18 protein-coding genes are annotated in these 17,995 nt (G+C 63.0%); 8 read left to right on the top strand and 10 right to left on the bottom strand.

Annotated elements, in window-relative coordinates; translation table 11 throughout:
- Positions 1–11 precede the first annotated feature (11 nt).
- Positions 12–1,418, bottom strand: a complete 1,407-nt coding sequence (locus tag AC07VG_RS19935; protein ID WP_495002688.1) for a transglycosylase SLT domain-containing protein — start codon at positions 1,416–1,418, stop codon at positions 12–14.
- 98 nt (positions 1,419–1,516) lie between these two features.
- Positions 1,517–2,296 (bottom strand): hydroxyacylglutathione hydrolase, encoded by a 780-nt coding sequence (gloB, locus tag AC07VG_RS19930; RefSeq protein WP_495002687.1) that lies wholly within the window; start codon positions 2,294–2,296, stop codon positions 1,517–1,519.
- A 74-nt stretch (positions 2,297–2,370) separates the two neighbouring features.
- Between gloB and AC07VG_RS19925 the strand changes: the two genes are divergently transcribed.
- The 4 genes from AC07VG_RS19925 (at position 2,371) to AC07VG_RS19910 (ending at position 5,160) form a co-directional block, all read left to right on the top strand.
- Complete coding sequence (locus AC07VG_RS19925) at positions 2,371–3,129, top strand: class I SAM-dependent methyltransferase (RefSeq protein WP_495002686.1); 759 nt, start codon at positions 2,371–2,373, stop codon at positions 3,127–3,129.
- Positions 3,130–3,223: 94 nt separating this feature from the next.
- The gene (gene rnhA / locus AC07VG_RS19920; protein WP_495002685.1) at positions 3,224–3,676 is read left to right on the top strand and encodes a ribonuclease HI; all 453 of its coding nucleotides are present in this window, start codon (positions 3,224–3,226) and stop codon (positions 3,674–3,676) included.
- A complete protein-coding gene (gene dnaQ / locus AC07VG_RS19915; RefSeq protein ID WP_495002684.1) occupies positions 3,669–4,424 on the top strand; it encodes a DNA polymerase III subunit epsilon in 756 nt (251 codons plus the stop codon). Before rnhA ends, dnaQ begins: the two co-directional genes overlap by 8 nt.
- A gap of 163 nt (positions 4,425–4,587) precedes the next feature.
- Positions 4,588–5,160, top strand: a complete 573-nt coding sequence (locus AC07VG_RS19910; RefSeq protein ID WP_495002683.1) for a GNAT family N-acetyltransferase — start codon at positions 4,588–4,590, stop codon at positions 5,158–5,160.
- 13 nt (positions 5,161–5,173) lie between these two features.
- Here the strand turns inward: AC07VG_RS19910 and AC07VG_RS19905 are convergent, their stop codons facing one another.
- Together AC07VG_RS19905 and AC07VG_RS19900 are read right to left on the bottom strand one after the other, a co-directional pair.
- Positions 5,174–6,064 (bottom strand): LysR family transcriptional regulator, encoded by an 891-nt coding sequence (locus tag AC07VG_RS19905; protein ID WP_495021738.1) that lies wholly within the window; start codon positions 6,062–6,064, stop codon positions 5,174–5,176.
- A gap of 100 nt (positions 6,065–6,164) precedes the next feature.
- Positions 6,165–6,404: a hypothetical protein gene (locus AC07VG_RS19900; RefSeq protein ID WP_495002681.1), complete on the bottom strand. Its 240-nt coding sequence runs from the start codon at positions 6,402–6,404 to the stop codon at positions 6,165–6,167.
- A gap of 217 nt (positions 6,405–6,621) precedes the next feature.
- Between AC07VG_RS19900 and AC07VG_RS19895 the strand changes: the two genes are divergently transcribed.
- Positions 6,622–7,182 (top strand): NADPH-dependent FMN reductase, encoded by a 561-nt coding sequence (locus AC07VG_RS19895; protein ID WP_495021737.1) that lies wholly within the window; start codon positions 6,622–6,624, stop codon positions 7,180–7,182.
- Here AC07VG_RS19895 and AC07VG_RS19890 read toward each other — a convergent pair.
- Positions 7,179–7,841 carry a TetR/AcrR family transcriptional regulator gene (locus tag AC07VG_RS19890; RefSeq protein WP_495021736.1) on the bottom strand — a complete coding sequence of 221 codons (663 nt, stop codon included), beginning with the start codon at positions 7,839–7,841 and terminating at the stop codon, positions 7,179–7,181. The genes AC07VG_RS19895 and AC07VG_RS19890 overlap by 4 nt on opposite strands.
- A gap of 53 nt (positions 7,842–7,894) precedes the next feature.
- Here AC07VG_RS19890 and AC07VG_RS19885 point away from each other — a divergent pair, with 53 nt between their 5' ends.
- Entirely contained in the window at positions 7,895–8,998 is a 1,104-nt protein-coding gene (locus AC07VG_RS19885) for a DUF2855 family protein (protein ID WP_495021735.1), read from the top strand.
- A 179-nt stretch (positions 8,999–9,177) separates the two neighbouring features.
- Here the strand turns inward: AC07VG_RS19885 and phnX are convergent, their stop codons facing one another.
- Together phnX and AC07VG_RS19875 are read right to left on the bottom strand one after the other, a co-directional pair.
- The gene (gene phnX, locus AC07VG_RS19880) at positions 9,178–10,005 is read right to left on the bottom strand and encodes a phosphonoacetaldehyde hydrolase (protein ID WP_495021734.1); all 828 of its coding nucleotides are present in this window, start codon (positions 10,003–10,005) and stop codon (positions 9,178–9,180) included.
- A 157-nt stretch (positions 10,006–10,162) separates the two neighbouring features.
- Positions 10,163–11,272, bottom strand: coding sequence for a 2-aminoethylphosphonate--pyruvate transaminase (locus AC07VG_RS19875; protein WP_495021733.1), 1,110 nt, complete (start codon positions 11,270–11,272; stop codon positions 10,163–10,165).
- Between the two features lie 113 nt (positions 11,273–11,385).
- Here AC07VG_RS19875 and AC07VG_RS19870 point away from each other — a divergent pair, with 113 nt between their 5' ends.
- Positions 11,386–12,270, top strand: coding sequence for a LysR substrate-binding domain-containing protein (locus tag AC07VG_RS19870; RefSeq protein ID WP_495002675.1), 885 nt, complete (start codon positions 11,386–11,388; stop codon positions 12,268–12,270).
- On the opposite strand, the gene AC07VG_RS19865 is transcribed toward AC07VG_RS19870, so the two are convergent.
- A complete protein-coding gene (locus AC07VG_RS19865) occupies positions 12,216–14,051 on the bottom strand; it encodes a type VI secretion system Vgr family protein (RefSeq protein WP_495021732.1) in 1,836 nt (611 codons plus the stop codon). The genes AC07VG_RS19870 and AC07VG_RS19865 overlap by 55 nt on opposite strands.
- Before the next feature lie 215 nt (positions 14,052–14,266).
- Between AC07VG_RS19865 and AC07VG_RS19860 the strand changes: the two genes are divergently transcribed.
- On the top strand, positions 14,267–14,971 hold the full coding sequence (locus tag AC07VG_RS19860) for a YebC/PmpR family DNA-binding transcriptional regulator (protein ID WP_495002673.1): 705 nt from the start codon (positions 14,267–14,269) through the stop codon (positions 14,969–14,971).
- 132 nt (positions 14,972–15,103) lie between these two features.
- Here the strand turns inward: AC07VG_RS19860 and AC07VG_RS19855 are convergent, their stop codons facing one another.
- Positions 15,104–16,414, bottom strand: a complete 1,311-nt coding sequence (locus tag AC07VG_RS19855; RefSeq protein WP_495002672.1) for a leucine-rich repeat-containing protein kinase family protein — start codon at positions 16,412–16,414, stop codon at positions 15,104–15,106.
- 99 nt (positions 16,415–16,513) lie between these two features.
- Positions 16,514–17,659, bottom strand: a complete 1,146-nt coding sequence (zapE, locus tag AC07VG_RS19850; protein WP_495021731.1) for a cell division protein ZapE — start codon at positions 17,657–17,659, stop codon at positions 16,514–16,516.
- Between the last annotated feature and the right edge of the window lie 336 nt (positions 17,660–17,995).

Genomic DNA, 17,995 nt, shown 5'->3' with positions numbered 1-17,995 from the left:
GTTGTCGATTATCAGCGTGGTGCGGAAACCGTGATGATCTGCCCGGGCTTGAGGGCCTGGCCGGTGCGCGGGTTGAGACGCTTGAGGTGCTGCATCTCGACGTTGAAGCGCTTGGCGACGATATACAGCGAATCGCCTTTCTGCACCTTGTAGGTGGTGGCGGCCTTCTTGCTTGCCGTGGCCCGGGTATTGTCCTGCATGACCAGGGTCTGGCCGACCTTGAGATGGTGCCCCGAGAGCTTGTTCCAGTGCTGCAGGTCCTTGACGTCGACCCGGTTGGCCTTGGCAATCGAGATCAGGTTGTCGCCAGTCCTGACCTTGTAGCGGCGGGTCAGGCGTGCCGGTGGGTTGCCGGCAAGGGATTCGAACACCGGTTTCTTCGGTCGCAGGCCGATCAGCTCTTCGGGTTTCATCCGCGACAGGCTGGCGGTCAGCAGCTGTGCCTTGGAACTGGGTACCAGCAGGTGCTGCGGGCCGTCCATCGTGGCCTTCTGCTTGAACGCCGGGTTGAGTTGGATCATCTCGTCTTCGTCGATCTCGGCCAGAGCCGCGACCCGACTCAGGTCCATCGGTTGGTTGACTTCGACGGTGGCGAAATAGGGTTCGTTGGCAATCGGGTTCAGGTTCACGCCGTACGCTTCGGGGGCCATGACCACCTGGGACAGGGCCAGCAGCTTGGGCACGTAGTCGCGGGTTTCCTGGGGCAGCGGCAGGTTCCAGTAGTCAGTGGGTAGGCCGAGCTTTTCATTGCGCTCGATGGCCCGGCTGACCGTGCCTTCGCCGGCATTGTAGGCCGCCAGGGCCAGTAGCCAGTCGCCGTTGAACATGTCGTGCAGGCGGGTCAGGTAGCTCATGGCCGCCAAGGTGGACGCGGTGATGTCCTTGCGCCCGTCGTAGAAACGGTCCTGGCGCAGGTTGAAAGAGCGTCCGGTGGACGGAATGAACTGCCACAGGCCGACGGCATCGGCTCGTGAATAGGCCATCGGGTTGTAGGCGCTTTCGATCACCGGCAGCAACGCCAGCTCCAGCGGCATGTTGCGTTCTTCCAGGCGCTCGACGATGTAATGAATGTAGAGGCTGCCGCGCGAGCTGGCGTTCTCCAGGAACGCGGGGTTACTGGCGAACCACAGGCGCTGTTGTTCGATACGCGGGTTCACCCCCAGGCCGTCCTGCAACTGGAAGCCCTGGCGCATGCGCTCCCAGACGTCCTGGGGCGGGGTGGGCTTGGACTTTTCGCTGAGCCAGATCGGTTTCTGCTTGATCCGGGCACTGAGGTTCGGGGTCGGTTCGTTGTTGCTGTCCGAGGGGTGATGAAAGCCTGAGCAGCCCGCCAGGGTGGCGGACACAGCCACGGCGATAGCTTGAGCCAATCGCGTCAATGCGTCTGAATTGATGGGTTTTCGGTTGGATGACGACATTGGCTGGAAGTGAGTTCCGGGCGAAAATGTCGGGCGATTCTAGAAAGCGCTCAGGGTGCGGTCAACCATTCAGATTTTTAACCTTGGCCGCACCACTCTCAGAAGCTGTCTTTCCAACGGCGCAGGGCCGCAAAAACCTCACTCGGCGAGGTGTTATCGAGGCCGTTCCGTTCGTCTGCTTTTTCTTTAACAGATGTTTCACCGACCCGCAGGAACGGGTTGGTCTTCAACTCCAGGGCCAGGCTCGACGGCAAGCTGATGCGTCCCTCGGACCGCCAGTGGCTGACCTGCGCCAGGCGTTCGGCAATGTCCGGGTTACGCGGCTCGACCGCCTGGGCGAAACGCAGGTTGCTCAGGGTGTATTCGTGGGTGCAGTAGACGGAGGTATCGGCCGGCAGTGCGGCCAGTCGGCTCAAGGAGTGGTGCATCTGTTCCGGCGTACCCTCGAACAGGCGGCCGCAACCGGCGGCGAACAGCGTGTCGCCGCAGAACAGCAGCGGGCGCGCGGCATCCCCGTGGTAGAAGGCGATATGTCCCAGGGTATGGCCGGGTACGGCGAACACCTGGAACTCGAGGCCGAGTACCGTGACGCTGTCGTTGTCGTGCAGAGCCAGGTCGCGGGCCGGGATGTTTTCACTGGCCGGACCCAGTACACGGGCACCGCTGGCCTGCTTCAGGCGTTCGACACCGCCGACATGATCGTGGTGGTGATGGGTGACCAGGATGTCCGCGAGCTGCCAGCCCGGATGCTGTTCCAGCCAGGCCAGCACCGGCGCGGCATCGCCCGGGTCGACCACGGCGCAGCGGCGTCGGGTGGTATCCTGTAACAACCAGATGTAGTTGTCGGTGAAGGCGGGCAGCGCGTCGATCTGTATCATGGTGCAATTCCCAAGCGCAAAACAATGGCGCATCTTAGTGCTTGTGAAGCACTTGTGGCGAGTTGGAGAAGGCAATGACCGATAAAGCGTTCGCTCAGGCTGATCCTGACTGGCTGGCTCTGATCAGCGCGGCCCGCGACTGGCTGTCCGGCCCCCTGGGGCAACTGCTGCTCGACGAGGAGCGGCGTATGCTCGAGGACGAGCTGGGACGTTATTTTGGCGGCTACCTGGTGCATTACGGCCCGTCGGCCGAGCCCCCGCCGCTGGCCGAGCAGGTGCGCCGCAACGTGCGCCTTGGCGCGCCGCTGCCGGGGGTGGAAATCGTCTGCGAGGAGCAAGCCTGGCCGCTGAGCGAGCATGCCGCCGACGTGGTGGTGCTGCAGCACGGTCTGGATTTCTGTCTGTCACCCCATGGCCTGCTGCGCGAGGCCGCCGCCGCCGTGCGCCCCGGTGGGCACCTGCTGATCATCGGCATCAATCCCTGGAGCACCTGGGGGCTGCGCCGGGTGTTCGCCCACGACGCGCTGCGCAAGGCCCGTTGCATTTCACCCTCGCGGGTCGCCGACTGGCTCAACCTGCTGGGCTTTGCGCTGGAGAAACGCCGCTTCGGGTGCTATCGTCCGCCGCTGGCGTCGGCGGCCTGGCAAGCGCGGCTGGCGGGCTGGGAGCGGGTCGCCGGCGGATGGCAGCTGGCGGGCGGCGGCTTCTATCTATTGGTCGCGCGCAAGATCGTGGTTGGCCTGCGGCCCGTGCGCCAGGTGCGTCGCGAACCGGTCGGCAAGCTGGTACCGCTGCCGATGGCCAAGGTCAACCGGCGGCAAAGCGAACAGTAACTATTTTCTTCCTTGAGGGTCGAGCGTGCTCGGCCCGGGATGCGTCGGTCAGTTACCGGCGTGCCATGGGGTCATTTTCGATGGAAAGGTTGTAATGAGCGATACTGTTGAACTCTTCACCGACGGTGCCTGCAAGGGCAATCCCGGCCCGGGCGGCTGGGGCGCCTTGCTGGTCTGCAAGGGCGTCGAGAAGGAACTCTGGGGCGGCGCGGCCAACACCACCAACAATCGCATGGAGCTGATGGGGGCGATTCGTGGCCTCGAAGAACTCAAGCGTCCCTGCGAAGTCTTGCTGGTGACCGACTCGCAGTACGTGATGAAAGGCATCACCGAGTGGATGGTCAACTGGAAGAAACGCGGTTGGAAGACCGCGGCCAAGGAACCGGTGAAAAACGCCGACCTGTGGCAACTGCTCGACGAGCAGGTCAGTCGTCACACGGTGAAGTGGAAGTGGGTGCGCGGGCATATCGGCCATCACGGCAACGAGCGGGCCGACCAACTGGCCAACCGTGGCGTGGACGAAGTGCGGGGGATCAAGCATGCGTAGTGTGGTACTCGATACCGAAACCACCGGCATGCCGGTCACCGACGGCCACCGGATCATCGAGATCGGTTGCGTCGAGCTGATGGGGCGCCGCCTTACCGGTCGACATTTCCACGTTTACCTGCAGCCGGACCGTGAAAGTGATGAAGGCGCCATCGGCGTACACGGCATCACCAACGAATTCCTGGTGGGCAAGCCGCGTTTCGCCGAGGTCGCCGATGAGTTCTTCGAATTCATCAAGGGCGCCCAGCTGATCATCCACAACGCGGCGTTCGACGTGGGCTTCATCAACAACGAATTCGCCTTGATGGGCCAGCAGGACCGAGCCGACATCACCCGCCACTGCAGCATCCTCGACACCCTGATGATGGCCCGGGAACGGCATCCGGGGCAGCGCAACAGCCTCGATGCCCTGTGCAAGCGCTATGGCGTCGACAACTCCGGCCGCGAACTGCACGGCGCCTTGCTCGACTCGGAGATTCTCGCCGACGTCTACCTGACCATGACCGGTGGTCAGACCAGCCTGTCCCTGGCCGGCAACGCCACCGATGGCAACGGTTCCGGTGAAGGTTCGGGCAACCAGGCCAGCGAAATCCGCCGCCTGCCGGCCGATCGCCAGCCAGCGCGGATCATTCGCGCCAGTGACAGCGACCTGGCCGAACACCTCGCGCGCCTTGAGGCCATCGCCAAATCCGCCGGTGCGCCGGCGCTCTGGACCCAACTGGCCGAGGCCGACGCGCAGCGCCACTGAGGCCTGCGGATGATCTTTTGTGCAGCGGCGATTGTCCTTCTAAGCTGAAGGAGCCGGTGCAGCGAGCTTCACCTTCCGGGGACCGGATGTCCCCGGACAGGAAGTCGAGGTTTCCCTTCCTGATCGTGCACCGTGACATCAAGGCTTGAGGATGGTTGGCCCAATGCATTTAGTCACGAACCAGAAGTATCCCGAAGTATCGGTCCGTGTAGCTGACGCTGGTTTCTCCGAGTACATCTGGGGCAGCGATTTCAGCTTTCAGGTCAAGGCCCATGGCCTGGCCGAAATCGGCAAGCGGGTCGATCAATGGCCGCTGGTCCCGGTGGCGCCCTATCGCAAGTGCTATGGCATCGACCCCGAGGAGTTCGCCAGTTATCGAGCGGCGGTGGACAGCGAAATCTTCATGGCCTATCTGGACGGCCGCGCGGTGGGCCATGTGGTGGTCAGTACCAACTGGAACGGTTTTGCCCATGTCGACGAACTGGCGGTCGATGCCTCGGCACGACGCCATGGGGTGGCCCGGGCGCTGCTGGATGTGGTGCGTTTCTGGAGCCACAAGAAGAACCTGCCGGGGATCATGCTGGAAACCCAGAACAACAACCTGGGCGCCTGTCGCCTGTACGAACGTTGCGGCTATGTGCTGGGCGGGATCGATCATTTGCGTTATCGCGGAATCGATGCGCAGACCGCGGAGGTGGCGGTCTTCTGGTATCTGTTGTTTGCCGGGCAACCGTGAGCGGCGGCCGGCTCTAGAGCAGCATCGCCGTGGCTTTTTCGCCGATGATTTCCAGCAGGGCCTTCAAGGCGGCGCTCGGCTCGCGGTCTTTCAAGGTCAGGGCATAGAGCGTGACGCCGATGGCCGGTGACAACGGGCAGACATCCAGCCCGCCGGCCCTGGCCCCGACGGCCGTGAACGGATCGACAATCGCCAGACCCTCACCGGCTTCGACCATGCTGCGCATCATCTGGTAGGTCTGCACCCGGGTCTGTACCTGCGGCGCCGGCCGCAAGGCTTGCAGCTTGCCGTCGAGCATAAGGCTCAGGGTGTCCTGTTCCTCCAGGCCGACCATGGATTGCCCAGCCAATTCCTGCAGGGCGATGTACTTCTGCTTGGGTTGCAGCCAGCCATGGGGCGCCAGCAATTGCAGTTTGCCTTCGGCCAGGGGCTGGGCTTGGATCTGTGGATGGTCGGGGTTGTGCAGGCTCAGGCCCAGCTCAACTTCCCGAAGCAACAGGCCGCGGACGATCTCGCGGGTGTGCTGGCTGGCGAGGGTGCAGGGGGTTTCGCGAAAGCGTCGGCGCAAGGCCGCCAGGCTCTGGGGCAGCAGTTGCTGGGCCAGGGTCGGTGTGCAGACCACTCGCAATGCGGGGTCCTGATGCTGGCGCAGGCTGCCGGCCAGGCGCCGCAGCGGTTCTATATCCGCATACAGGCGGTGCAGCAGGGGTTGCAGCTCACGGGTTTCCCGGGTTGCCTGCATCCGTCCGCGCACGCTGGCGAACAGCAGGAAGCCCAGTTGTTGCTCGGCGTCTTGCAGGGTCGCGCTGACGGTGGCCGTTGGCAGTTGCAGCAACTCGGCGGCGGCGCCGAGGTTGCCGGTCTGCAGGAGGGCCTGGATTACTTCGATATGGCGTAAACGCATGCTTGAAGTCCGTGTCCAGCCGGGAGGGGGTCAGTGGACTGATCCTAACTCAAGTCTGCTCACATGACTTCAGGTGGCTGCCTGCGCCTGTTGTCCCCGATCAGGAAGCAGCGGTCGAGGGCTCGGGTTCGCGGATGAGCGTGACCCCGGATTGAACCAGTTGGAAGGAGTTGTCGTCGATTTTGTTAATGCGATCGCCAATGGCCAGTTTGTAGGTGGTGACAGGCTCCGTGCCGGCCAGGCCTTCGGTCGAAGGCGTGGATTCCTGGAACTCATGCACGGAATAGACGCGACCTTCCGCATCTCTGGCATGAAATTGTCCAACGAGTACTGCGGCCATCTGTTTAGAACCTCTGGAAATGAACACCCGATTTGCGGTTCAGTAGACCGTGGTTTGGCGGGGGAAGTTTTGCGCTGGGGAAAAAATAGTCGCTCTACTCTACAGGCTCTGGGCCGAAGAGGGGGAAAGCAGTGGACTGACGGGGCAAAAATCGTCGGAACAGTGGCACCTGATCATCTATAACTACTGTTCCTTTGCCAGTTAGTCGGGAGTTCTTATGAGCAACGTCTACACGGTCGCTGTCCTGGTCGGCAGCTTGAGAAAACAATCCATCAATCGCAAGGTTGCGCTGGCCCTGGCCGGGTTGGCACCGGCGAACCTGAAGCTGGTGATCGTCGAGATCGGCGATCTGCCGCTTTACAGTGAGGACATCGATACCGACGCGCCGCCGGCGGCCTACCAGGTTTTTCGCGCACAGGTCCGGGCCGCCGACGCGGTGCTGTTTGTCACCCCGGAATACAACCGCTCGGTGCCTGGAGTCCTGAAAAATGCCATCGACGTCGGTTCCCGGCCCTATGGCAAAAGTGCCTGGAGCGGCAAGCCGGGCGCGGTGATCAGCGCCTCGCCGGGAGCCATTGGTGGTTTTGGCGCCAATCACCATCTGCGCCAATCCCTGGTGTTCCTCGACGTGCCCTGCATGCAACAGCCGGAAGCTTATCTGAGCGGTGCGGGCAGTGCGTTCGACGAGGCCGGCCAGCCGTCGGAGTCGATAAAACCCTTCCTGCAAGGTTTTATCAATGCCTATGGACAATGGGTTGAGCGCTACAAGAAGGCCTAGAGCGGATTTTCCAGGCGCTGACGGATCAGCCCCTGGGTTTCCTTCAACCAGGCATCGATCTGTGCCGCCGATAATTGCGCGGTGATGCAATACCGCCGTCCACCCCAGATCAGCACCAGCCAGGCATCGATCGCTTCCTGCGAGGGTTGGGAAGCCAGGTCGGTGCAGGCGTCGAAGGCTTCCCGCCATTTCTGCGACAGCTCCTGGAACACCCGTTGGTGGTGCTTGGGCTCGGCGATCTGGTGTTCGAGCATCAGCAGCGGGTAGTCGAACAACGGTTGATTCGGACTTGCCGGATGCCCGCTGAGCTGCACCAGCCGCTCGACGCGCGCCTGCCAGCCCAGGCCCTCGGCCTGGATCACCTGGTCATCGAGTTGGCGCAGCAAACGTTCGATGCTATGACGCACATAACCGGACAACAGCGCGGCCTTGCTCGGGAAATAGTCGTACAGGGTACCGATGGCGACACCGGCTTCCAGGGCCACCGCACGGGTGGTCAGGGCGGGCCAGCCGCTACGCTGCCAAATCCGAACAAAGGCCTCGTAAATGGCCTCGACAGTGAATATCGCCCGTGCCTGGCTGGGCCGCTTGAGCGGCTTGGCGCGGGGCTTGAGGCTGTGTGCAGCCGGCTTGCCGGCGTTTCCGAACCCGTTCTTCATGGTCTGCCATTAAGCTGGTTGCACCCGCAATCGTTGCAGATAGGAGTCTGATTATGCCAAGTGCCAGCACGGTAACACGACTGATCACCCGCAAGAACGGTCTCGACCAGAGCCGCATCGAAGTACAGGAACGGGCCCTGGTGGCCGGTCCTGGAGAGGCGCTCCTCAAGATCGAACGCTGTGCCCTGACCACCAACAACATCACCTACGCCGCCTATGGCGACTCGATGAACTACTGGGGATTTTTTCCTACCGGGCAGTCGGAGTGGGGCCAGATACCGGTATGGGGCTTTGCCGATGTACTGGTGTCGAATGTCGACGGGGTGGCGGTGGGGGAGCGGTTCTACGGTTACTTTCCGATTGCCAGCCATCTTTGGATGAAGCCGGAGCGAGTGACCGAGCGGGGTTTTTATGACGGCGCAGAGCACCGCAGGGACCTGACCTCGGCCTATAACCAGTATACGCGCTGCAGTTGGGACCCTTACTACAGCCCAGACACCGAGGACCTGCAGATACTGCTCAAGCCGTTGTTCCTGACCTCGACGATGCTCGCCGACTTCCTCCAGGACAACCAGTTCTTCGGCGCCACGCGCCTGGTGTTTTCCAGCGCGTCGAGCAAGACCGCCTTTGGCACGGCGGTGTGCCTGGAGGGCCGGCCCGAACTGACCCGTGTCGCCCTGACGTCCGCCTCCAACCGCGAGTTTGTCGCCGGCCTGGGCTGTTATGAACAGACCCTGGCCTACGATCAACTGGACCGCTTGGAAGCCGATCAGCCGACGCTCTATGTGGATTTTTCCGGTGACCTGGCGCTGCGTGATCGGGTGCATCAGCGCCTGGGCCGACAGTTGCTCTACAGCTGCTTCGCCGGTTCCGCGCAAACCACGGGTGAGGCGCAACTCACGGCGATCGAAGGGCCGCAGCCAGTGTTCTTCTTTGCGCCGATCCAGATCCGCAAGCGTAACGCCGAATGGGGGCCGGAACAGGTAAGCCGATATATCGGCGAGGGGCTGCAGCGTTTCTACCAGACGGTGAGCGCAGGGCCGACGCCGTTGCTGGAGGTTGTCGTGGATGAAGGCTACGCCGCCGCCCAGCAACTGATCTCACGGCTCTATCACGGGCAGGTGCCGCCGGCCCAGGGCAATATTATCAAGCTCTGAAATCCCGGTGCTGGTGCGCTGCGGTGAACACATAGCCTGTGGGAGCGGAGCTTGCCCGCGAAGCTTTTGGCGTCCTTGAGGGCGCCTTCGCGGGCAAGCTCCGCTCCCACACAAGCTCCGCTCCCACACAAGCTCCGCTCCCACACAAGCTCCGCTCCCACACAAGCTCCGCTCCCACATCAGTTGCCTTGCGGCATTTCACCTTTCGTCAGGCGCTGGTTGATATCAACGATCACTTGCGGCAGATCGTTGAGGGTGTCGATCAGGTAGTGCGGCCGGGAGCCGGCGAACACCATGTGAATACGCTGGCGCTCAGTGTCCAGGCTCGCCCGGTCGAGGCCGCGGTATTGCTCGTAGGTCAGCCCCAGCGCATTGCCCGAACACACCAGGGCGACGGTCCACATACCGGCCCGGCGACCTTCGAGGATCCCCGGGACGGTATCGTCGACCTTGACGCAGGCGGCAACGTCGTCGATGCCCAGCGCGATCACGTTGGCCAGGGCCTGGGCTGGCCAGGGGCGACCGTTCGGTACTTCGTCGGTGGCTACCACATGGTCGGCGACATAGCCGTTGCTGGCCGCCAGGGCCACGACCTTCTCCATGACCCGGGCCGGATAACCCGAGCACGAACCGATCTTCAGTCCCTGCCGGCGCAGTGTGGCGATGGTCTCCAGGGCTCCGGGAACCAGCGCCGAGTGTTCGGCGATTTTCTCGATCTGCAGGGGCATGAAGCGCTCGTAGATGGCCGTGACGTCGTCATCGCTCGGGGCGCGGCCGAACACCTTGCGGTAGCGCTCGCTGATCGCCGGTTGGTCGCATAGCGTGCGGATATGGTCCCATTTGCCCATGCCCATGGGGCCGCGGGCTTCCTCGATGGACACCGACACGTCGAATTCGGCAAAGGCCTCGACGAAGATCTGGGTCGGGGCGAATGAACCGAAATCGACGACGGTGCCGGCCCAGTCGAGGATGGCGGCTTGCAGTTGGGTGGGATTGCGGTAGTTCATGTCGGTCAGCCTTGAATACAATAATAGAAAATTGGAATACAGACCTGTAGGAACCGGCTCGCTGGTGATGCGATCTGGTCGTCGCCATCGTCGTTGCCTGGAAAAACGCTATCGCCAGCAAGCCGGCTCCTACAGGGGGTGTGTTCAGTCTTGGGTTCTAGATATCCAGCACTTCCATTTCCCGCAGGACCTCTGCGATAGCCGCCACTGCTGCCCGCATCTCACTGCGCCCGACCTGGCCGATACAGCCCACGCGGAAGGTCTCGACCCGGGTCAGCTTGCCCGGATAAAGAATGAAACCCTTGGCCTTGACCCGTTCGTAGAACGCCTTGAACTGGTAACGCGGATCTTTCGGGGCATGGAAGGTGACGATGATCGGCGCCTGGATCGACGCCGGCAGGAAGCTGCGCAAGCCGAGCCGGGCCATTTCCTCCAGCAACACCTGGCAGTTGTCGGCATAACGCCCGAGGCGGGCGGGCCGGCCGCCTTCCTCGTTGTACTGCAACAGCGCCTCGTGCAGCGCCGCGACCACATGGGTCGGTGGGGTGAAACGCCATTGGCCGGTCCTGGCCATATAGGCGTGCTGATCGTGCAGATCCAACGCCAGTGAAGGCGAGTTGCCGGCGGCGGTGGCCAGTGCTTGCTTGCGGGCCAAGACGAAGCCCATTCCGGGCGCGCCTTCCAGGCATTTGCCGGAAGCGCCGATCAACGCATCGAACGGCACCTCGCGGGCGTCGATGGGCAAGGCGCCGAACGAACTCATGGCGTCGATGATCAGGCGCTTGCCGTGACGCGCGACTACCTCGGCGATGTCCGCCAGTGGATTGAGGATGCCGGTGCTGGTTTCGCAGTGGATCAGCGCGACATGGCTGAGGGTTGGCTCGGCAAGCAGCAAGCGCTCGACATCAGCGGCGGTGGTGGGCTGGTCCTCGGCGGTTTCGAAGGTGCTGAACGAACGGCCCAGGACTTCGCAGATCTTCGCCAGGCGCTGGCCGTAGGCGCCGTTGATCAGCACCAATACTTTGCCATCCCGGGGCACCAGAGTGCCGATGGCCGCCTCCACGGCGAAGGTGCCGCTGCCTTGCAAGGGGACGCAGTGATGGCTGTCGGCAGCATTGACGATCGCCAGCAGTTGTTCGCACAGACGGGCCGTCAGTTGGTTGAACCCTTCATCCCAGGAGCCCCAGTCCTGGCTCATCGCCTGGCGAGTGCGGGCCGAAGTGGTCAGTGGACCTGGGGTGAGCAGGACGGGATCGGCAGTACGCATGCGGGTTTCTCGCGGCAGGGATCGTTGACGGGATACAGGACATAAATTGCCGTTTGGCTTGTCATCAATCAAATTGTTTGTTGTTATGCGAGCTATCAGTGAGGCCGATAGCAATGAACCTGTTCCAACTGCGCGCATTCGATGCCGTGGCCCGCGAGGGCAGCTTTACCCGGGCCGCGGCCCGGCTGTTCATCAGCCAGCCGGCCGTGACCGGGCATATCAAGGCCCTGGAAGAGCACTACCAGATCACCTTGCTCAGGCGCACCGCGCGGCGTGTGGAACTGACCGCCGAGGGCACCCGGCTGGCGGCGATTACCCGGGCCATGTTCGGCCTGGCCGAGGAGGCCCAGGTCATGCTCGAAGCCAATCGGCAATTGTTGACCGGGCGCCTGGAAATCGCCGCGGACGGGCCGCATAGGGTCATGCCAATGCTCGCCCGGCTACGGGCGCGCTATCCGGGAATCACCGTCAACCTGAGACTGGGCAATGCCCAGGAAACCCTGGCGGCGCTGTTGTCCGAGCATGCCGATGTGGCGGTGCTGACCGAGGTCGAGCCGCGTAAGGGCCTGTACCTGCAATCCCTGAGCGAGTCGCGGATCTGTGCGCTGGTGCCGCAGGGGCATCCATGGCTGGCCGAGCCACAGGGTATTGCCCTGGAGCAATTGGACCAGGTGATCATGGTGCTGCGCGAGCCGAGTTCGATCACCCGACGCACCTTCGACCAGGCCTGTACCCAGGCCGCTGTGAATCCGCGGGTACTGCTGGAACTGGACAGCCGCGAGGCGGTGACCGAAGCGGTGGCCGCGGAGTTGGGCGTGGGTATCGTCTCATCGCTGGAGGTCAGTCATGACCTCCGGGTGCGGGCGCTGCCGATCAGGGGTGACGGCCTGAGCAACCGGCACCAGATCGGCTGCCTGGAGCGGCGCAAGGAGCTGCGGCTGATTCAGGCGTTTCTCGGGCTGGCGCCGGAAACTGTTGCGTTGTTCAGCCCGGCCTGAAAAAAGGCCTGGCGCTGGTGCAGGCTCCAATGCTGCTGGATGTACTCATGCAGGGCCACGCATTGTCCGGGGTAAAGCAGCCAGAGCTGTTCCGGCGTGGCGGCCAGTTCCAGGGCCAGTCGCCGTCTGCCGGCGGGGCCCAGCAGGGCCGCGCCGCGGCTGTCACTGCGGCCTTCCAGGAGGATGTCATCGCGGCTCAGGCGCGCCAGTTCCTTGAGTCCGGGGCGGGGCATTCGCACGATGTACCAGATGTTTTCGCACAGGCAGCGTGTGGCGGCTGCTGGCGGTTTATCGGGGTGTTCATACAGATAGAACTCCCCGGGGTCCTCGTCCGTCGCATTGACGCTGTCCTGCTGTTCCCACGGCGCGGCACCGCCGAGTGGCAGATCGGCCAGCAGCGGCGGGTCGACGGCAGCGTAGCGGTCCCGGTCAGAGAGGAAACCACAGATCACCGGCTGGTCGGGCTCGTTCTCGACAAAATCGATCAGCACCTGGCTACCGACCCGCAGGGCCTGACCTTGCGCGGCCCCCGGCGCTACCCAGCAGCCTGGCGCGCGGTCCTCGGGCTGGACGCTGTTCGACAACTGCACCCGCAGGCGTCCCAGTGCATCCGGGCGGGCGGTGCCTGCATGTGCCCCCAGCACGGTGCCGATCTGATAACCCTGCGCGGCCGCGCGTTTGTGCCGCAAGGAGGGGCGAAATGGCGTTGCCCAGGGGATGGCCCGGAAGTGGTTGCTGTAGCCGTTGGCGCTGAAACACCCATCATGCAGGCCGTCGTCGTCCTCGACACTGAACGCGTCGATGGGGCCTTGGTCCAGGCACTGTTCGCCTCGATGCTGAACTTCGGTGATCAGCCATTGATCGTTGAGCGCTTGCCGTGGATGGCCGCCGATCCGTCGGACTTCGCCGCTGCGCAGGCTGTCCAGGTTGCTATAGCCCTGGATCTGGCGTTGTTCGCAACGCAGCCGCTCAAGGATACGCTGGCTGCGTTGCTGTTCGTGTCGCTGGCGCGGCGTGGGGCTGGCGATGTGCAGGCCATAGGCGTGTGCCTGGTTGGCGGCGCTGTCGCCGGGTACCTGTGGTGGCCAGGCGGGGGGATGTCCGGGCAGTCGGCTGTCATGGCTGGCGAACATCTGGTGACGTTCGTAGAGTTGGCTGATAAAGGGCTGCCCGAGTCCCGAGGCACTGTCGTGACAGGGCACCACGCCGGACCGTTCGGGAAAACTCTGGGGGTCTTCGGCGAACACCAGGACATGCCGTTGCGGCGCCTGTTCGAAGTGATAGTGGATACCCTCTTCCTCGCAGAGCCGGTTCAGCAACTGCAGGTCGTTTTCATCCTGCTGCAGGCACAGGGTTCGGCGCGGGTACCGGCCGTGCTCGAGCTCGAAGCGGTAATCGGCGGCCTCCAGGTCGTGGGCCTGCAGCAGCCGCAGGAGAATCGCCGGAACACTCAGGTCGCAGAATGCCCGCCGTCGCGGGTAACGCGCCAGGGCTTGCAGGCGCGGTACCAACACCACCTGGTAATGACAGAGCCGGGGCTCCAGGTAGCGGCTGCTGATTTGCTCAATGACCCCATGCCAACTGGCCTGTCCGCGGCCCAGGCTCAGCCGGGCCGGACGATGCAGCAGGGGCTCCAGGTCCAGGGCGGTGTCGCCGAGCAATTCCATCTCGAAACGAAAGGGCTCGTTCAAGGCCTCACGGCCCTTGAAACGGATGACCGGCAAGGGGTCAGGGAGCAGGCCGATGGTCAGTGAGATCTGTCGTTCCTTGTCCTGAGGCATTTCGTCGCTTCTCCACGGATTTTGCGGCAGAGGGTACGAAAAGCCGATGGCACCTGGACACCGCAAAACGATGTTTGGGAAATTGCCTACGATCATCAGGGTAGAGTCGTAATCTTCGTCAGGTTTTGGTCGATTGGCGGGTTGTGGCCGTATAAACTGGGCGGCAAAGCGTCGGCCAATAAATGTCACGACGCCTCTGATCGAGAGAGTGAGTAATGGGCGCACAGTGGAAGGTTAAACACAAAGAAGCGGCGGCCAACGCCAAGGGCAAGATCTTTGGCAAGCTGGTCAAGGAAATCACCATTGCCGCCCGTAACGGTGCGGACATCGCCACCAACGCACACCTGCGTCTGGTGGTCGAGCAGGCGAAAAAGGCCTCGATGCCCCGTGAGACCCTGGAACGCGCCATCAAGAAAGGCTCGGGCCAGTTGGGCGAAACCGTGCAGTATCACCGCGTGACCTACGAAGGCTTCGCCCCGCACCAGGTGCCGTTGATCGTTGAGTGTGTCACCGACAACATCAACCGTACCGTGGCGGAAATCCGCGTGGCGTTCCGCAAGGGCCAACTGGGCGCGTCGGGTTCGGTGTCCTGGGACTTCAACCATGTCGGCCTGATCGAAGCGGCCCCGGACAGCCCGGAGGCGGATCCGGAAATGGCCGCTATCGAAGCCGGCGCCCAGGATTTCGAACCGGGCGAGGAGGGCGCGACCCTGTTCCTCACCGAGCCGACCGACCTCGACGCGGTGCAGAAAGCCCTGCCGGAGCAAGGCTTCACCGTGTTGTCGGCCAAGTTGGGTTACCAGGCGAAGAATCCGGTCAGCGGCCTGAGCGACGAGCAGATGGCCGAAGTCGAAGCCTTCCTCGAAGGCCTGGACAACCATGACGACGTGCAGGACATGTTTGTCGGCCTGGCGGGCTGATCCTGTAGGAGCGAGCTTGCTCGCGATGGTGGTCAGGACACCGAGGGGTATCAGGTGCCCGGCGTTATCGTTGACGTCCATCGCGAGCAAGCTCGCTCCTACAATGGCATTAGGGCTCGCCACCTGATCGTTTTATGCCAGTGTTGCGCAGATCGCCTCGAATCCCGGCCGGGCCAGCACATCCGGCTGGACGCAGCGCAACTGCAAGGCCTGCAGCGACTCAAGCGCAGGCTGATCCATCGCCCCGTCGATCCGCTCCAGCAACTCCCCCAGGAAAATCCCGAACGCGCGCACCTCGATACGTTGCAGGGCGCGGGTCTCCAGGCTGTCGGTCGGCGCATGGAACGACGCGGCGCCAAAATCCCCGAGCAGACAGTCCCCGGCTTCGTTGTAGAGAATATTGTGTGCGTACAGGTCGCCATGGCACAGCCCCAGGCGATGCAGATGCGCACCCACCGAGGCGATCCCGCGTGCCATGCGCAAGGCTTGACCGGCACTGAAGCGGGTCTCGCTCGGGTACACATCACGGCTGCACGAATCGAGGCTCGGCAACGCCGCGAGATTGGCGAATTGCCGATCGATCAGCTCCATCACCAGGCCGGCCTGGCCATCGGGATGGCCGGCGATGCGCCCTTCGACCTTGATCAGGCTCGGATGCAGGCCCGCTGCGATGCAGGCATTCATTTCATTCTGCGGCGAACCGTCGCTGGTCATGCTGCCTTTGTACAGTTTGACCGCCACCGATAAGGCTGGCGCTGCCGGACGGCTCCAGCGTGCCTGGCTGATCACCCCCGAGGCGCCTTCGCCCAGGCGCTGTTCAAGCTGCAACTGGTTCCAGTCGATGCTCGGCGTGCTGTCGCCGACCAGCACTTCGCCGGTGTGATCAAGCTTCGGGTTACCGGCGTAGGCGATCCAGGCCAGGCTCGGCAGGGTCAACAGCCACTGCGGCAACTCGTCCAACTGGTTGGCGGCGATGCGGATCAGTTCCAGCCTATGGCAGTCCGCCAGGCTGGCGGGCAGGGTGCGCAGGCGATTGCCGGCCAGCATGAGCTTCTGCAACAAGGGCCGGCGGCCCAGTTCTTCCGGCAGTTCGGTGATACGGTTGTCGGTCAGGATCAGCCAGCGCAAAAGAGGCGGCAGGCCGGCGGCCGGCACCTGCTCGATGCGGTTGGCCTTGAAGGCGACCATGCTCAGCTTGGCGCACTGGCCCAGGCAAACCGGCAACTCGGTGAACAGATTGTCCGAGCAGAACAGGATACGCAGATGCGGCAGCCGGTGCAGGTCGTCCGGCAAACTGCTCAGCGCGTTGCCGCTCAGATTGAGGATTTCCAGGGAGTCGGCCAGCTGGAAAATTTCCCGGGGGAACTCGCTCAGCCCGCAGGACAGGTCGAGTCGCTTGATACCGGTCAGTTGGCCGGCGCGCAGTTGGGCAAGGGTATCCATAAGCAGGCGTGAGTACTCGTCGCGATCATCGAAAAAAGACCGCCATGATAGCAATGTTGTTCAGTGATGGTGTTGTGATGAGCCAGTGCGGGGCGGGTGTCAGTCTTGGCTGACGGCCTCAGGCCCGACTTCGAGCAACTGTCCCAGCCGACTGCGGGTCCGCGCCAGGTCGATGGCGTTGCCGCCGAGGCTGTCACGCAGCGACCGCTCGCCGATCAACAGCAGGCGCTTGTCCTGGTCGTACAGCACGTCGATCAGGTTGATGAAACGCTGCTGGGCCGCGATCGAGCAGTCCTCCAGATTGGGCAGTTCATCAATGATCCAGGTGTCGAAGCGTCGGCACAGCTCCAGGTAATCCATCACGGCCGTGGGTTGGTCGCACAGGTCGGCGAACTCGAAACGCACGGTGCGCTCGGCACACAGGCGCACGTTAAGTTGCCGGGCACCCACCCGTAGGCCAAAGGCCGGAGCCTGGCGTTGCGGCAACCGCAGGGCCTGGCGTTGTGCCGGGCTGCCCGGCCAGACGTACTGGCCCTGGGTGAATTGCTGTTGGGTATGGCCGCGTGGCTGGCTGCGGTAGTCATGCGGGCCGCCGACCTCCATGACCTCCATGCGGGCGTTGATCAGGTCGATCACCGGCTTGAAGCGGGCGTGGTAGAGCGGATTGGGCAGCAGGCCCTCGGGTGGGTAATTGGAGGTGACCAACAACAGCACGCCGCGCTGGAACAGGGCCTTGAACAACCGACTGATGAGCATGGCATCGCCGATGTCATGGACATGGAATTCGTCGAAGCACAGCAGCCGGCAATCCTGGAGCAGTTCGTCGAGGGTCCGGCCCAAGGCATCCGGTGTTTCCCGATGACGGAACATGCCCTGGTGCAGGTGGGTAAAGAAGTCGTGGAAGTGCATTCGCTGTTTCTCGGCAATCGGCACGGCCTGGAAAAAGCCGTCCAGCAACCAGCTCTTGCCGCGTCCGACCGCTCCGTGCAGGTACAGGCTGCGTTGGCGGCCCTGGGGCGCGCTGTGCAGCAGCGCGCTGGCCTGCTGCGCCATGCGTTCGATGACCCGCTGCTGACTCAGGCTCAGGGTGTAACCCTGGTGGTTGGCCTTGCGTCGGAAATACTCATGCACGTCGTGGGCCGGCGCTATGACACTGGCCTTGCCAGCGAAAGCCTTGCCGAAGAAGCGGCGCAAGGCTGGCCAACGGGATTTCAGGCCAGGGCGATGGGGGGGCGGAGCGGCCAACGGAAAAGATCCCCTTGCGTAAAAATCCAGAGCGTCTGGGTCGTGATAGTGTGACAAACATCATGCCTCGGGAGGCACAATGCTATGGAAAAAGGATCAAGGCATATCGCTATATTGATTAATCTTTAACCACTTTCCAAGTTTTACCGTGACGTCTCAATCAAGGCAACCTCTATTCAGAAGGAGTTGGATCTTGAAATGACCTATGGCTTTGGCATTGTCCCATGTTCCGGGGCCGGTCAACCTGTTGCCTGTCGCAGGCGGATCTCAGGCTCATGCTTGAACAGGGGCCTGAACCCAGTGGAACAATCAGCCACCGCGTTCTACCTGATCCGC

The sequence above is a fragment of the Pseudomonas sp. GW821-FHT03C07 genome, assembly GCF_059420925.1.
This window is presented reverse-complemented; position numbering and strand designations above follow the sequence as displayed.